Raw genomic sequence first — 15,754 nt, forward strand, 5'->3', positions numbered from 1 at the left:
ATATTTGAATTGACTGTGCCAAATAACCGAAGTTATTTGTATTGGTCACTAGTATCATTGATAAATCTTTCGACTTAACTTTTCAACGAGTGCCCACACAGATTGCATGGTCAAATTGTTAAAGAACAATACTGAACTCGGTAACCGCTTGCGCCGTTGTCTGTCTCAGTGGGGTCGTAGTATAGAGAGTTCGATCACATTAGCAAGGGCTAAAGTGAAATAATTCTGACATATTTAATCACTCGAACAAATAATACTCAGAGTGCTATTGATTGACTACAATTCACGCGTCTATTTAGTTACTCTTGGTTAAAAATCCGTCCCCTATACAGGTATTACTATGACTTCCTCATTACGTAGCTATAAAAATATTCATCCAACACTGGAAAATAATGTCTATGTTGATCCATCTTGTGTTTTAGTGGGGGATATTCGCTGTGATGATGACAGTAGTATTTGGCCTTTAGTCGCTGCGCGTGGCGATGTGAACTACATCACTATCGGTAAACGTACGAATATTCAAGATGGTAGCGTGCTACACGTTAGCCGTGTCAGTGATGATCACCCTGATGGCTTTCCGCTGATTATTGGTGATGATGTAACGGTGGGACATAAAGCGATGTTACATGGTTGCCAAATAGGTCATCGTGTTTTAGTGGGGATGGGCGCAATTATTTTAGATGGGGCTATTATCGAAGATGATGTCATCATTGGCGCAGGCAGTTTGGTTCCACCCAATAAACGCCTAGCATCTGGTTTTCTTTATGTTGGCAGTCCCGCCAAACAAGCCCGCCCTTTAACGGACAAAGAGAAAACCTTTTTATCACAATCAGCAGATAACTATGTGCGACTCAAAAATGAGTACCTTTGCGAAGAACTTCCGCTGTAAATAAAAAGAAGCCTTATCTAACGATAAGGCTTCTCGATAATTATTTGAGTGACTTAGCCAATAACGACATCACCATTATCGTCAAAACATTCATCTTCAATCATTTCTTCAGCCAACTCTTCAAGATCAAAACGCAATGAAGAAAACTCAGCGAGGATATCAGCTTCGTTATTTAAGGCTTTACCACTGTGCTGTTGTAGCCAGTTTAAGGTTACCCAACAGATGATCAGTGCGCCGCCTTGCTGAGCAGGGAAGTTAACGGCTTGGCGAACAGCATCCCATGATTGAATATCTGAAAATAGAATATCTTGGTTCATTACTTTTACTCTTGTAAAGTTCGGCGCAACTCACGTTGTACTTGTTTAGCTCCCGGACGAAGCCCGCGCCATAACATAAAGCTTTCAGCAGCTTGTCCAACGAGCATTCCTAACCCATCTAACACCTTTACTGCGCCATGCTCTTTCGCCCAACCATTAAAAGAGGTTATTGCTGAGCCATACACCATGTCATAGCACGTGGTATTCGTACCAATCACCGTTGGAGATATCGCTGGCACATCTCCAGATAGGCTGGCTGACGTTGAGTTGATGATCACATCAAAGGTTTGGTTTTCGAGTTCGGCGTGCTCTAGTGCAATAACATTACCGTAAGAAGAAAACAGCTCTGCCAATTGTTTTGCTTTGCTTACTGTGCGGTTGGCTATAACCAATTGTTTAGGTTGCTGTGCTAATAATGGTAAAAGCACACCACGAGCAGCACCACCGGCACCTAACAATAAGATGCGTTGATCTTTTAATTCGACCTGTTGATTTATCAGATCTTGAACAAGGCCTTCACCATCAGTGTTATCACCCAATACACCGCCGTCATCCAATTTCTTAAGTGTATTTACGGCACCAGCCAAGCGAGCACGTTCAGTTAGCTTGGTCGCATATTGATAAGCTTGCTCTTTAAATGGCACAGTAATGTTACAACCTTTACCACCATCATTAAAAAACATATCTGCCGCTTGCACAAAACCATCAATGGCAACAAGTTGACTGGTATATGTCATCTGTTGGCTCGTTTGACGGGCAAATAAGGTATGAATGAACGGAGATTTACTTTGTCCGATCGGATTACCAAATACGACGTACTTATCCATATACGAATTCTCTCTTTATATTAAGAAGGCTCTATCACTCCGTGATCTGAGCTCAATAATTGATTACCACTCTCGTGGTTTTAAATAATCTTGATACAGTCGCGCTTCTGCTGAATTGGGCTCTGGTTCATAGCAGTACTCCCAACGTGCTAATGGTGGCATCGACATTAAAATAGATTCCGTTCTTCCGCCACTCTGTAAACCAAACAAAGTGCCACGATCATAAACCAAATTAAATTCGACATAACGTCCACGACGGTATAACTGAAACTCCCGTTCACGTTCACCATAGGGTAGATAATAACGCTGTTGTACTATCGGCATGTAGGCATTGATAAAGCCATTACCTACCGCTTGCATATAAGCAAAACTCTTATCAAATCCCCATTGATTGAGATCATCAAAGAATAGACCGCCTATACCGCGGGTTTCATTACGGTGCGGTAAGAAGAAGTATTTATCACACCATGCTTTGTGCTGTTGATAAACATCATCACCAAACGGCGCACACAACTGTTTAGCTGTATCATGCCAGTGTTGGCAATCTTCTTCGAAAGGATAGAACGGGGTAAGATCAAAGCCACCACCAAACCACCAAACCGGAGCTTCACCATCTTTTTCTGCGATAAAGAAGCGAACATTGGCATGAGAGGTTGGCACATAAGGGTTGCGAGGGTGAATAACCAATGACACGCCCATCGCTTCAAAACGACGACCGGCTAATTCTGGCCGATGTGCTGTTGCAGAAGCTGGCATTTCAGCACCATAAACATGAGAAAAATTCACACCTGCTTGCTCGAAGATTTCGCCATCACGTAATACACGACTACGACCACCGCCACCTTCTTCACGCTGCCATTGGTCTTGTTCAAACGCGACGGTTGTTTCTTGTTGCTCTAATGCTTGGCAAATACGATCTTGTAAATCCAACAAAAAGGCTTTAACTGCACTTTTATCTACTTGGCTATCCATACTCTTTATCCCTTACCCTTGACGGAAGATATTGCCATTAAGCGCATCACGTATCTCGGAAGGATTGGTGCGTCCGCCTGTTTCCCCTTGCAAGATTGCAGCTAAACAATGCCCTAACTGTTGTTCAACCTCTTGCGCTGTTCGACCTGGCTCTTGGCCTGTTAAGTTTGCGCTGGTTGAGGTGATAGGTTTACCAAACTCCAAGCATAAGCGTTGCACGAGTGGATGATCACTCACACGTACCGCAATCGTAGTAAATTGCCCCGTTAAAAACGAGGGAACATTAGGCTTAGTCGGCATTACCCAAGTCACAGGCCCTGGCCATGTTGCCATCACGGTTTGCTTTTGTTGTTCGGTCAATTGGTTTTCATCAATATATGACAGCAGCTGATCGTAATTCGCCGCGATCAAAATTAAGCCCTTTTCCACTGGGCGTTGTTTGATCGCTAATAGTTTTTCAACCGCTTCTTGATTATCCGGATCACAGCCGACACCAAACACCGCTTCGGTTGGGTACCCGATCACTTCACCTTGCTTTAAAGCTGCGACGACTTGAGCAAAATTCTCCACAGTATCCTCATTATTTGTTCAGCAAATATTGTTGTTTTACTTTCTCAATTTCATTCTACCTACTCCTTAGTCACAACTCCATGCTCGGTTATAAGACAGTCAATATTCATGACGCAAACGTTTTCCTTTGAGCTAAATCACCGTATAATGCAGCCATCAACACGATGTTAAGTTATGACCTGAAGGAGAATGAGATGAAAGTTGGAATTATCATGGGTTCAAAATCTGATTGGCCAACCATGCAACATGCGGCTGAGATGCTTGATCGTTTCAATGTTCCTTATGAGACAAAGGTCGTTTCGGCTCACCGCACGCCACATTTACTAGCCGAATACGCTGAAAGTGCACAAGAGCGTGGCATTAAAGTGATCATCGCAGGTGCTGGCGGTGCAGCTCACTTACCGGGGATGACAGCGGCTTTCACTAGCGTGCCTGTATTAGGCGTACCAGTGCAATCACGTGCATTAAAAGGAATGGATTCATTGCTTTCTATCGTTCAAATGCCCAAAGGTATTGCTGTTGGTACCTTAGCAATTGGTGATGCAGGGGCTGCCAATGCAGGTCTCTTAGCCGCACAAATTATCGGCACTCAAGATGAGCAAGTACTGGCCGCTATTGATGCTTTCCGCAAAGAGCAAACAGAAACGGTATTAAGCAACCCAAATCCAGCAGAGGATGCATAATGAATAATGTGCTAGTCCTTGGTGCTGGCCAACTTGCCCGTATGATGGCACTGGCTGGCGCTCCTCTTAACATCAATGTGATCGCTTATGATGTAGAGAGTGATAAAGTGGTTCATCCTCTTACCCAACAAGCAATGTCGAACTCGCTCGTTGAAGCGATTAATGACGTTGATGCGATCACTGCCGAGTTTGAACATATTCCTCACGATATTTTAGATATTTGTGCTGCCAGCGAGAAGTTCTTCCCAACGCCAGAAGCAATCAAAGCCGGTGGCGATCGTCGTCTAGAAAAAGCGTTATTAGATAATGCTGGCGTGCGCAATGCTAAATACCATGAAATCACTGAACGTGCAGATCTTCTTACTGCAATTGAAAAAATCGGGTTACCGCTGGTGTTAAAAAGTGCATTAGGTGGCTACGACGGTAAAGGGCAGTGGCGCTTAAAAGAAAGCGCACAGATTGATGATATTTGGCCTGAAATGGCGCAATGTATTGCTGATTCTCCTAATCAGGCTATTGTTGCTGAGCAATTTATTCCTTTTCAACGCGAAGTATCATTGATTGGTGCCCGTAATCGCAGTGGTGATATTCAGGTATTTAACTTAACTGAGAATATCCATACTGATGGCGTACTAAGTTTATCAACTGCGATTGTGGGTGACTCACCACTGCAAGCGCAAGCCGATAACATGTTCCGTGCCGTCGCTAATAGCCTTGATTATGTCGGCGTGTTAGCTATCGAGTTTTTCGATCTCGATGGCGAACTACTGGTAAACGAAATCGCACCACGGGTTCATAACTCAGGCCACTGGACACAGCAAGGTGCAGAAACATGTCAGTTTGAAAACCACTTACGCGCGGTATGTGATTTTCCTCTTGGTAGTACTCAACTCATTCGTCCAAGTGCGATGATCAATATCTTAGGTTTAGATAGCATTCCTGATGTGGTTTATGCCCAAGAAGGTTGCCATGTACACTGGTACGGTAAAGAAAAACGAGCAGGGCGTAAAATGGGGCACATTAACGTGTGTGCTGATACACCAGAGCAATTGCAGTATCGTTTGATCATGTTATCAAGCTTGCTGGATGAGAAGGATTTCCCCGCACTGCCGCGTTAATATTTACTCCAATTTAAAAAGCCTGCGTCTGAGCAGGCTTTTTTTATGCTGTTTTATCAACACTATCAGGATCTTGATAAGCATGGCACTTTCTATCTGCACATTGCAGTTTCACACCACTGGCTAATTTCTTTTCAATTAGCAAACCAAAGCCACATTGTTGGCACGTACCGACAACGGGTTTGTTATTCACAGCAAAGCGACAGCTTGGATACTGATCACAGGCGTAAAACACTTTGCCATAACGGGATTTACGCTCAGTTAAATGGCCTTTATGACATTCAGGACATCCAACATAGGTATTCTCTGCTTTTTTTTCCGTTGAGGCTAAATAGTGACAAGCAGGGTATGCTGAACACCCAATAAACATCCCATAACGACCTTGGCGTAATACCAATGGGCTCTCACATTCAGGACAAGGCATATCGAGCTCTTTCACTACATGTCCATCGTTGTGATTTAATCGCTGAATATAGTCACAACTCGGATAATGATCGCAACCAAGAAAAGGACCACGCTTACCAAATCGCATCACTAATTCGCCACCACATTGTGGGCACGGTGTATGTGATAGCGCCTGCTCATGGGCAGAGAATAAAGGTGGGTTATTGGTTGTCATTACTGCTCGCTTAAAAAGGAATATCGCGTTTTACACGCTATCGCGACAAATAGCATAGATACAATAACGGGCCACTTTAAGGCCCGCTAATTTTAATGCACTGCGCCGTCTTCCGCACCGTATAGCAACTCTTCCATCTGGCTATACGCTGTTTCATTACCGGGGGCATTAAACAGCACCATTAAGATAATCCACTTCAAATCATCTAATGAAAATTCATTGGTATCGAGCTCCATGATCCGATCAATCACCATTTCACGGGTATCGGCATTTAGCACATGGATTTGCTCAAGATACATCAAGAAACCGCGACAAGTGACATCCATACGGATCATCTCTTGCTCGGTATACACACGCATTGATGTTGCTGCGCAATTATTTACATAAGGAGTATGTTCAGTTTCTTGTAACGCTGCGAGTTGTTCCAACCAATTAAGCGCTTTATAAATATCATCTTGATGGAACCCAGCACGAATTAACTCTTCGGAAAGTTCATCTTGATCAAACATCAACTCAGCATCACTTTGGATGTAAGTTTCAAACAGGTACATAAGAATGTCCATCATGACTAGCTCCTCCTCGTTCTGACATAACCACCAGGTACTGCACTGACCAGGCCCAGTAATTCCAACTCTAAAAGTTGGGTTAATACTTCATGGACAGGCTGTTCACAGCGTTCAGCAACTACATCTACGGGTGTTGCTTCGGTGCCTACGTTAGCCAACAGAGCTGGAAATGGCAATTCTTCATTTTCAGGTTGTGGAAAAGGCAAGCCTATTTGGTTATTTATTGCGCACTCAGTTAAGGTTCCGACTTCATTAAAGATATCTGCGGGGCTTTCTACCAGTTTAGCACCAGATTTTATCAATGCATTACAGCCTCGACTTTGCGCATTATAGATAGAGCCTGGAAGGGCAAACACTTCTCGTCCTTGCTCTAACGCATAACGCGCAGTAATCAATGAGCCGCTTTTTTCTGCCGCTTCAACTACCAATACGCCTGTCGACAATCCACTGATCACTCGATTGCGACGCGGAAAGTTTTGTGGACGAGGTTTTTCATCAGGCCAAAACTCTGAAACCAATGCACCTTGCTCTACAATCTCATTCGCTAACTGACGATGGCGAGCAGGATAAATCTGATCTAAACCAGAGCCTAACACCGCAACGGTAGCGCCGCCGGACTTCAATGCCCCCAGATGAGCTTGTCCATCAATTCCTAAAGCAAGTCCGCTGGTAACCACATACTCCGCTTGCCCTAGTGCATACCCGAAATTAAATGCCGCCTCTCTACCATCAATGGAAGCGGCGCGACTACCAATAATCGCCACTTGTGGTTGAGCTAAATAAGCGACCTCACCACGGACAAATAACAGTGGCGGTGGAGATGATATTTGTTTCAGTAAATAAGGGTAAGCAGGAGAATCTAGAGTCAAAATATGTTGATCCGGATGTTGCTGCCAACGCAACGCTTGATCGATACGCTGTTGGTTGGGGGAAGTAATCGCTGTGGCTTGTTGGTGAGTCAAACCTAGCTGACACAACTGATCAAATGAAGAGCCAACACATTGTTGCGCCGAAACATGACGCAAAAGTTTATTAATGCGATGACCACCTAAATACGGTGTCATCGCTAATACTAACCATGGGTAGAGTGATTCACTCATGAGATCTTAACGCGTTGGTGGAACAGCAATAACACCCGGCTTGAATGGTTCTAAGCTTTGCATCACCACAGCTAAACTAAAGTGCTCATAAGGACGAAGCACCATTAATTTACCCACTGAGACTTCCCCCAACTGGGTAGAGCCTGCTAATGGGTTATCTTTGTAATGGTAACTGCCTTTTTTACCTTGAACTTTGGCGCCTTGTTTGTATAAATCAAATACAAAGCCTGATTCCACACCATCTAAATGCCCACGATCTAATACCACAACATCGAAGCTAGAGATGTAGCTACGCCCTTCAAGTTGCCCAATCACATTGGCAGTCATTGACTCTGGCGGTGTTGAGGGTGAAAACGATAAGTTAGGCTCTCCGCTCACTAATAATGGTAATAAAATATCGTTTTGACTGATTTCCTGACGGTAGGTATCAACCCGTAATTGACTGGTTTTATCATCGGCTGCAGTGACGGTTAAATCAGCAATCTCCTTTAATGTCATGACCTTTACATCAACTTCAGGGCTTGTCTCCGTTGCTGAATCATTACGTGTAAACGTTTCTTCAATACGGTAAACACGCCATTGTGTTGTCGGTGCCAAAGGCTGATCTGCCCATACAATATCACCGACAGACAAGTAACCACGTTCATCGCTTGAGCCTAACACTTGCGGTTGTGTTTTGGCTGATTCTTGACTGATTAATTTATTTTCAGCCACGTACTCCAACATTAAGTATCCCGGTAGGGTCGTAATAGGATCACGAATAACTCGCGCTTTTGGCGACAGTTTTACATGCTTTTTCAAACTCAGTTTTGGCTGCCCATTAACCCAGATAAGATGGAGGCGATCACCTGGGTAAATAAGGTGTGGGTTTTTAATGTAGCTATTCTTTTCCCACAATTGTGGCCATGACCATGGATTTTCGAGAAACACCCCAGAAATATCCCACAACGTATCACCTTTCTTAACGATGTAGACTTCTGGTATATCTTTTTTAAGTAATGGAGATGGCGCAGCAAACAGAGAGGGGATAAAAAGCATAAAGCTAAGAATAATGCCCAATTGCTTCATGAGATCGCTTCCTTGGATAACACAACCGAATCGTAAGGCTCCGCCTTACAACAAATAAAATACGTTTATCGTCTCAGACTGGCATTAGCCTATTGATATGTCGACTGTTTAACGATGAGCAAAAAGCGCTTTTCGGTTCACGTCACTATTTATAGATAACTGTTGCAACTCAATAGCGTCAAGTTTGCTTACGGCTAACACTAATCACTTTGCCAATAAAATACTGACGGACGCTTTTTCATTCTTTGTCTTTCACCTATGACAAAAAATTCGGTACTGTTATTTGATCTTTAAAATGACTAGAATTAGACCAACAGCGTTTTATTTTTTAGTTTCCGTTAACGAATTCGAGTCCTTATGTCTGTATTACACGTTCTAACCTTTCCTGATGAACGCCTACGTACTGTAGCTAAACCAGTCGAAGCGATAACACCTGAAATCCAAACAATTATCGATGATATGTTGGAGACCATGTACGACGAAGAAGGCATTGGTCTTGCGGCAACCCAAGTTGATATTCACCAACGTATTGTAGTGATTGACGTATCAGAAGAACGTAACCAACCTATGGTACTAGTGAACCCTGAAATTACTGAAGAGCACGGTGAAGATGGTATCGAAGAAGGCTGTTTATCGGTTCCTACCGCGCGAGGTTTTGTACCACGCGCAGCAGGCGTAAGTGTTACTGCGCTGGATCGTGACGGTAAAGAATACAGCTTCAAAGCTGATGGCTTATTGGCGATTTGTGTACAACATGAATTAGATCACTTAGCTGGCAAGCTATTTGTTGACTATTTATCACCTTTAAAACGTCAGCGCATTAAACAGAAACTAGAAAAAATTAAACGCCATAACGCAAAAAACTAATTATTTAGAGGTTACCTTGAGCAAACCATTACGCATCGTTTTTGCAGGTACTCCTGACTTCGCCGCCCGTCATTTGGCGGCGTTGTTGTCTTCACAGCACCAAGTTGTTGCTGTTTACACTCAACCTGATCGCCCAGCGGGTCGTGGTAAAAAACTAACGGCAAGCCCAGTTAAAAATATCGCGCTTGAACATGATATTCCGGTTTATCAACCGGCTTCATTACGCAATGAAGAAGCACAACAAGAATTAGCTGCCATTGACGCAGATATCATGGTTGTGGTGGCATACGGCTTATTATTACCGCAAGCAGTATTAGATACGCCACGTTTAGGTTGTATTAATGTACACGGTTCTATTCTTCCACGTTGGCGTGGTGCAGCGCCGATCCAACGCTCTATTTGGGCGGGAGATACAGAAACTGGCGTAACTATCATGCAGATGGATATCGGCCTTGATACGGGTGATATGCTAAAAGTGGCAACCTTGCCAATTGAAGCATCAGATACTAGCGCTACCATGTACGAAAAATTAGCCGATCTTGGCCCTGATGCCTTAATTGATTGCTTATCTGATATTGCTAATGGCACAGCCGTAGCCGTTAAGCAGGACGATGAGCAAGCAAACTACGCCAAGAAGCTGAGCAAAGAAGAAGCGTTAATTGATTGGACAATGGATGCCGCTGCGATTGAGCGCTGCGTTCGTGCGTTTAACCCGTGGCCAATGAGTTACTTCACCGTTGCAGAGCAAAACATCAAAGTTTGGCAAGCGGCTGTTGAAGCTGACAATCAAGGTAAAGCACCGGGTACAATTTTATCTGCTGATAAGCAAGGTATCTTAGTTGCGACAGGTAATGGCGCATTGCGCTTATTATCGCTGCAACCGCCAGGTAAGAAAGCGATGACAGCAGCAGATTTGCTTAATTCTCGTCGAGAATGGTTTGAATCTGGCGCTCAGCTATAAATATCAAGGCCAGTGTGTAGTCACTGGCTTTTCTTTTTAAGTTCCACATTGTTATCGCCAGCACTAACGGCGAGTTCAGGAAACAGCTATGAATGTAAGAGCCACAGCGGCCAAAGTTATTTATCAGGTCGTCGATCAAGGGCAGTCATTAACCGCCGCGCTTCCTGCTGCGCAACAAGATATCAGAGAGCGTGACCACGCTTTATTGCAAGAGATCTGCTATGGCGTACTTCGCTGGCTTCCTCGCTTAGAATCTATTACTCAAGCGTTAATGGATAAGCCGTTAAAAGGTAAGCAACGCGTATTCCACCACTTAATTTTAGTGGGCTTATATCAACTCGGGTACATGCGAATTCCAGCACATGCCGCAGTAGCTGAAACAGTAAATGCAACGAAAACACTTAAAAAGCCACAACTTCGCGGGCTTATTAACGCTATTTTACGTAATTATCAGCGTCAACAAGAAACCTTAGATACGCAAGCTATCAGCCATGATGCGGGTAAATATGGTCATCCAAGCTGGCTATTAAAGTTATTAAAAGAAAGCTATCCCGAGCAATTTGCTGATATCTGTGAAGCGAATAACACCAAAGCACCGATGTGGCTACGTGTTAATCGCCAACACAATACTCGCGATGCCTACCGCGCTTTATTAGATGCCGAGGACATTGCAACCGAGTTACACCCACAGGCTGCAGATGCTCTACGTTTAGTTTCGCCATGCGATGTCACTCAGCTTCCTGGCTTTAGTGATGGCTGGGTCTCGGTACAAGACGCTGCTGCTCAGTTAGCGGTGGATTATTTACAGCCTAAAGCGGGTGAGTTAATTCTTGATTGCTGCGCAGCTCCTGGTGGTAAAACAGCCCACATCATGGAGCATGTACCATCAACCAAAGTGGTTGCGATTGACTGTGATGAAAATCGCCTTAAACGTGTACACGAAAACTTGGCACGTTTGAACCTTGATGCAACCGTATTATGCGCTGATGCCCGTTACCCAGAACAATGGTGGCAAGGTGACAAATTTGATCGTATTTTGCTAGATGCGCCATGTTCAGCGACGGGGGTTATTCGTCGTCACCCTGATATTAAGTGGCTACGTCGTGGCGAAGATATTGCGGCACTGGCAACACTTCAAGCAGAGATCTTTGACGCAATGTGGCTGCAATTAAAACCGGGCGGTACGTTGGTTTACGCGACATGCTCTATTACGCCACAAGAAAACTGCGATCAGGTAAAAGCGTTTTTAGCACGAACGTCAGATGCGACATTAATTGGCAGCGATCCAGCGAAACCTGGTCGTCAAATTCTGCCAGGTGAAGAGTCGATGGATGGTTTTTACTACGCTGTACTAACAAAAGCAGAGTAATCATTGTTTAAATAAAAGCGGAACTTGCTCTCAAGATTCCGCTTTTTCATATTTTATAACGCCGATCAGAACGTTGTACTTACAGCTGATCTCTACAGGCATTTACATCAGGCATAGACTATGAAAATTATTATTCTCGGTGCCGGACAAGTTGGCGGCACCCTTGCTGAAAACTTGGTTGGTGAGAATAACGATATCACTATCGTTGATAAGGATCCCGAGCGTCTGCGTGAACTGCAAGACAAATACGACCTTCGAGTTGTACAAGGCTTTGCCAGTCACCCTCGCACGTTACGAGAAGCAGGGGCACAAGATGCTGATATGTTGGTATCTGTTACGAACTCCGATGAAACTAACATGATCGCATGTCAAATTGCGTTCTCTCTTTTCAATACGCCTAACCGTGTTGCTCGTATTCGTTCACCTGAATACTTACGAGAGAAAGAACAACTGTTTCAATCTGATGCGGTTCCTGTTGATCACTTAATCGCACCAGAAGAATTGGTGACCGATTACATTGAAAAACTGATTGAATACCCAGGCGCATTACAGGTTGTTAGCTTTGCAGAAGATAAAGTCGGCCTTGTTGCGGTAAAAGCCTACTATGGCGGTCCGCTAGTTGGTAATGCATTATCTGCATTGCGTGAACACATGCCACACATCGATACCCGCGTAGCGGCGATTTTCCGTCAAGGTAAACCGATTCGTCCACAAGGTACCACGATCATTGAAGCTGATGATGAAGTCTTCTTTGTCGCCGCAAGTAACCATATTCGTTCCGTAATGAGTGAACTTCAGCGCCTAGAGAAGCCTTATAAGCGTTTGATGATTGTTGGTGGTGGTAACGTTGGTGCTGGTTTAGCTCGTCGTTTAGAGCAAAGCTACAGCATCAAACTGATTGAACGTAATCAAGAGCGTGCTGAGAACTTGTCTGAAATGCTACAAAATACCATCGTATTTTGTGGTGATGCCTCAGATCAGGAATTGCTCAGCGAAGAGCATATCGAGCAGATCGATGTCTTTATTGCGGTTACTAACGATGATGAAGCCAATATCATGTCAGCCATGCTTGCTAAGCGTATGGGCGCAAAGAAAGTGATGGTGCTTATCCAGCGTGGTGCTTACGTTGATTTGGTGCAAGGCGGTACCATTGATATTGCGATTTCACCGCAACAAGCGACGATTTCAGCGCTATTAACCCACGTGCGAAAAGCCGATATCGTTAATGTATCATCATTGCGTCGCGGCGCTGCAGAAGCCATTGAGGCAATCGCTCATGGTGATTCCAGTACCTCTAAAGTGGTTGGTCGTGCAATCAGCGATATTAAATTACCACCGGGTACCACCATTGGTGCTGTTGTCCGTGGAGAAGAAGTATTAATCGCCCATGACCGTACCGTCATCGAGCAAAACGATCACGTGGTGATGTTCCTTGTTGATAAGAAGTACATCCCAGATGTTGAACGTCTCTTCCAACCTAGTCCTTTCTTCTTGTAACTGATCATGGTTAATTATCGTCCCATACTGTTTGTACTAGGGTTAGTGCTGTCTAAGCTAGCCCTGTTCATGTACGTGCCGACATTAGTCGCCTTTTTTACCGGTACCGAAGGGTTTATTGATTTCGCCACTGCGGTGCTGATCACCCATTCTGTTGCCTTTTTATTTTTAACTTTAGGTAAAACCCCAGAGTTTAAGCTTAGCGTGCGAGACATGTTCTTGATCACCACCTTAGTTTGGACTGTCGCCAGTGCTTTTGCGGCCTTACCTTTTGTATTTATTAATCACATTAGTTTTACCGATGCTTACTTTGAAACTATGTCAGGGATCACCACAACGGGCTCTACCGTTTTAAGTGGTTTAGATGATATGGCACCCAGTATTTTGCTGTGGCGATCAACACTGCAATGGCTCGGTGGGGTTGGCTTTATCGTGATGGCAGTAGCGATCCTCCCGATGCTGAACGTCGGTGGTATGCGTTTATTCCAAACCGAATCATCAGATTGGTCAGATAAAAGCTCACCTCGAACCAAGAGCGTTGCAAAGAATATCGTTAATGTTTATCTCACGTTAACTCTGCTTTGCATTATCTCGTTTATGTTTGCAGGGATGAATACATTTGATGCCATTAACCATGCTTTCACAACCATTTCGACGGGCGGTTATTCCACTTCTGATGGCTCCATGAATCACTTCTCGCACAGTGCACAATGGGTTGCCACAGTCTTCATGTTTGCTGGCGGCTTGCCATTTTTGCTGTTTGTCCAAGCCTTGAAAAAACGCCATCCAAAAACCTTATTTGGTGATGCTCAAGTAAAAGGCTATGCCTTGTTTGTGACCGTTGCCAGTTTAATTGTGGCTGCATGCTTGTTCTTCAATAAAGATTATTCGTTGATGGATTCGCTGCGATTATCATTTTTCAACATCATATCTGTTGTGACAACAACAGGTTTTGGTTTAGGTGATTTCACCGCATGGGGACCATTGCCAAGTATTATTTTCGCCTTCACTTTATTGGTAGGCGCTTGCTCAGGGTCGACCAGTGGCGGAATAAAAATCTTTCGATTCCAGATCGCGTTTGCCTTACTACGTAAGCAAATTATGCAATCTATCCACCCATCGGCGCTATTTGTCCAACGCTATAATGATAGACCGGTCACTGACGATATTGTGCGCTCGGTTGTTGCATTAGTATTGACCTTTATCATGACCATTATCTTCATTGCTGCGATATTAGGTCTACAAGGGCTTGATCCCATCACCAGCATTACAGGTGCTGTCACCGCTGTTGCTAATGTGGGGCCGGGGATGGGGAGTATTATCGGTCCAACGGGTAACTTCGCGAGTTTGCCTGATTTATCAAAATGGACCTTAAGCTTAGGTATGTTGATGGGACGTTTAGAAATTTTGACTGTGTTAGTCGTATTTTCACCTGCATTTTGGCGAGATTAATAGCACTAAAAACAAAAAGGGAGCGCATTGCGCTCCCTTTTTTATCCATTTCAACGCGATGAACTACACAGGTTTGACGTAGAAATAAATCGCACAAAAGTGGCAAATAGAACCACCTAATACAAATAAATGCCAAATTGCATGGTTATACGGGATACGTTTATTGACGTAGAAAATCACCCCAAGTGAATAAATCACACCGCCTAAAGCAAGTAACACTAAACCACCCGTCGATAAAATAAGTGCTAATTGATAAATCATAATTAGCGATAACCAACCCATGGTTAAATAAGTGATCAGTGATAATTTCTCAAATCGATAAACAAATGCAATTTTGGCAATAATACCGATAATCGCCAGTCCCCAAATCACGCTCATCAAACCAATGGCTAATGGCGTCCGCAGAGAAATCAATAAAAAAGGCGTATAAGTACCAGCAATAAGAAGATAAATCGCACAATGATCGAACGTTTTTAACGCACGTTTCGCTTTAGGTGATGAAACCGAATGGTAGAGGGTAGAGGCTAAATAGAGCAATATCATGCTCACCGCATACACGGTATAGCTGATAAGACTTAACGTGTCAGCATTAACAGAGAATGCTTTCTCAAGTAATAAATACAACCCAAGCAAGCCAAATAATAGCCCGATCCCATGGCTTATACTGTTCGCTACTTCCTCTGCAACAGAATACCCTTGTTCAGTTGCCACCGATTTGTTCATCACTCAACCACCTCACGCTAACATGACATTATTCTACTATAACCACACCACTCAGCTTACACTTGTAAGCTGAAAATAAGCAAGTCAGGATTCGTGATATTTATAATAATGAGATAAAAATATACGTAATAAAAACGGAGCGCTCGTGATAAATAA

General features: G+C 43.8%; 17 protein-coding genes. 8 read left to right on the forward strand and 9 right to left on the reverse strand.

The features are described 5' to 3' along the window. The first annotated feature begins 340 nt into the window (after positions 1-340). Positions 341-889 (forward strand): gamma carbonic anhydrase family protein, encoded by a 549-nt coding sequence (locus C9J41_RS18005; protein WP_107208055.1) that lies wholly within the window; start codon positions 341-343, stop codon positions 887-889. A 53-nt stretch (positions 890-942) separates the two neighbouring features. On the opposite strand, the gene C9J41_RS18010 is transcribed toward C9J41_RS18005, so the two are convergent. The 4 genes from C9J41_RS18010 to C9J41_RS18025 all read right to left on the reverse strand — a co-directional run bounded on the left by C9J41_RS18010 (position 943) and on the right by C9J41_RS18025 (position 3,575). Further along, positions 943-1,206, reverse strand: a complete 264-nt coding sequence (locus C9J41_RS18010; protein ID WP_107247637.1) for a DUF1488 domain-containing protein — start codon at positions 1,204-1,206, stop codon at positions 943-945. A gap of 5 nt (positions 1,207-1,211) precedes the next feature. After that, entirely contained in the window at positions 1,212-2,033 is an 822-nt protein-coding gene (gene aroE / locus C9J41_RS18015; RefSeq protein ID WP_107208057.1) for a shikimate dehydrogenase, read from the reverse strand. 63 nt (positions 2,034-2,096) lie between these two features. Further along, positions 2,097-3,005, reverse strand: a complete 909-nt coding sequence (hemF, locus tag C9J41_RS18020) for an oxygen-dependent coproporphyrinogen oxidase (RefSeq protein WP_107208058.1) — start codon at positions 3,003-3,005, stop codon at positions 2,097-2,099. A 12-nt stretch (positions 3,006-3,017) separates the two neighbouring features. Further along, positions 3,018-3,575 carry an L-threonylcarbamoyladenylate synthase gene (locus C9J41_RS18025; protein WP_107208059.1) on the reverse strand — a complete coding sequence of 186 codons (558 nt, stop codon included), beginning with the start codon at positions 3,573-3,575 and terminating at the stop codon, positions 3,018-3,020. A gap of 194 nt (positions 3,576-3,769) precedes the next feature. Here C9J41_RS18025 and purE point away from each other — a divergent pair, with 194 nt between their 5' ends. Both purE and C9J41_RS18035 read left to right on the forward strand, forming a co-directional pair. Beyond that, positions 3,770-4,258 carry a 5-(carboxyamino)imidazole ribonucleotide mutase gene (gene purE / locus C9J41_RS18030; protein ID WP_005372382.1) on the forward strand — a complete coding sequence of 163 codons (489 nt, stop codon included), beginning with the start codon at positions 3,770-3,772 and terminating at the stop codon, positions 4,256-4,258. Further along, positions 4,258-5,376: a 5-(carboxyamino)imidazole ribonucleotide synthase gene (locus C9J41_RS18035; RefSeq protein WP_107294878.1), complete on the forward strand. Its 1,119-nt coding sequence runs from the start codon at positions 4,258-4,260 to the stop codon at positions 5,374-5,376. The genes purE and C9J41_RS18035 overlap by 1 nt, the downstream gene beginning before the upstream one ends. 43 nt (positions 5,377-5,419) lie before the next feature. On the opposite strand, the gene C9J41_RS18040 is transcribed toward C9J41_RS18035, so the two are convergent. From C9J41_RS18040 to C9J41_RS18055, 4 genes are all read right to left on the reverse strand, one after another. Continuing rightward, positions 5,420-5,995 (reverse strand): topoisomerase DNA-binding C4 zinc finger domain-containing protein, encoded by a 576-nt coding sequence (locus C9J41_RS18040; RefSeq protein ID WP_107287971.1) that lies wholly within the window; start codon positions 5,993-5,995, stop codon positions 5,420-5,422. Positions 5,996-6,087: 92 nt separating this feature from the next. Next, positions 6,088-6,561, reverse strand: a complete 474-nt coding sequence (locus C9J41_RS18045) for a DUF494 family protein (RefSeq protein WP_005372379.1) — start codon at positions 6,559-6,561, stop codon at positions 6,088-6,090. Positions 6,562-6,563: 2 nt separating this feature from the next. Then, positions 6,564-7,661, reverse strand: coding sequence for a DNA-processing protein DprA (gene dprA, locus C9J41_RS18050; RefSeq protein WP_107287972.1), 1,098 nt, complete (start codon positions 7,659-7,661; stop codon positions 6,564-6,566). 6 nt (positions 7,662-7,667) lie between these two features. After that, on the reverse strand, positions 7,668-8,729 hold the full coding sequence (locus C9J41_RS18055; RefSeq protein WP_107247630.1) for a LysM peptidoglycan-binding domain-containing protein: 1,062 nt from the start codon (positions 8,727-8,729) through the stop codon (positions 7,668-7,670). Positions 8,730-9,086: 357 nt separating this feature from the next. Between C9J41_RS18055 and def the strand changes: the two genes are divergently transcribed. The 5 genes from def to C9J41_RS18080 all read left to right on the forward strand — a co-directional run bounded on the left by def (position 9,087) and on the right by C9J41_RS18080 (position 14,875). Beyond that, positions 9,087-9,596, forward strand: a complete 510-nt coding sequence (gene def / locus C9J41_RS18060; protein ID WP_045084609.1) for a peptide deformylase — start codon at positions 9,087-9,089, stop codon at positions 9,594-9,596. Positions 9,597-9,612: 16 nt separating this feature from the next. Beyond that, a complete protein-coding gene (gene fmt / locus C9J41_RS18065) occupies positions 9,613-10,557 on the forward strand; it encodes a methionyl-tRNA formyltransferase (RefSeq protein WP_107247629.1) in 945 nt (314 codons plus the stop codon). An 88-nt stretch (positions 10,558-10,645) separates the two neighbouring features. Then, positions 10,646-11,926, forward strand: a complete 1,281-nt coding sequence (gene rsmB, locus C9J41_RS18070) for a 16S rRNA (cytosine(967)-C(5))-methyltransferase RsmB (protein ID WP_107294879.1) — start codon at positions 10,646-10,648, stop codon at positions 11,924-11,926. 120 nt (positions 11,927-12,046) lie between these two features. Beyond that, positions 12,047-13,423 (forward strand): Trk system potassium transporter TrkA, encoded by a 1,377-nt coding sequence (trkA, locus tag C9J41_RS18075; protein ID WP_107208067.1) that lies wholly within the window; start codon positions 12,047-12,049, stop codon positions 13,421-13,423. 6 nt (positions 13,424-13,429) lie between these two features. Continuing rightward, entirely contained in the window at positions 13,430-14,875 is a 1,446-nt protein-coding gene (locus C9J41_RS18080; protein WP_107208068.1) for a TrkH family potassium uptake protein, read from the forward strand. Between the two features lie 63 nt (positions 14,876-14,938). Here the strand turns inward: C9J41_RS18080 and C9J41_RS18085 are convergent, their stop codons facing one another. Beyond that, positions 14,939-15,598 carry a hemolysin III family protein gene (locus tag C9J41_RS18085; RefSeq protein WP_107208069.1) on the reverse strand — a complete coding sequence of 220 codons (660 nt, stop codon included), beginning with the start codon at positions 15,596-15,598 and terminating at the stop codon, positions 14,939-14,941. Positions 15,599-15,754 lie beyond the last annotated feature (156 nt).

The sequence above is a fragment of the Photobacterium sp. GB-50 genome (assembly GCF_003026755.1).
GTDB lineage: Bacteria > Pseudomonadota > Gammaproteobacteria > Enterobacterales > Vibrionaceae > Photobacterium.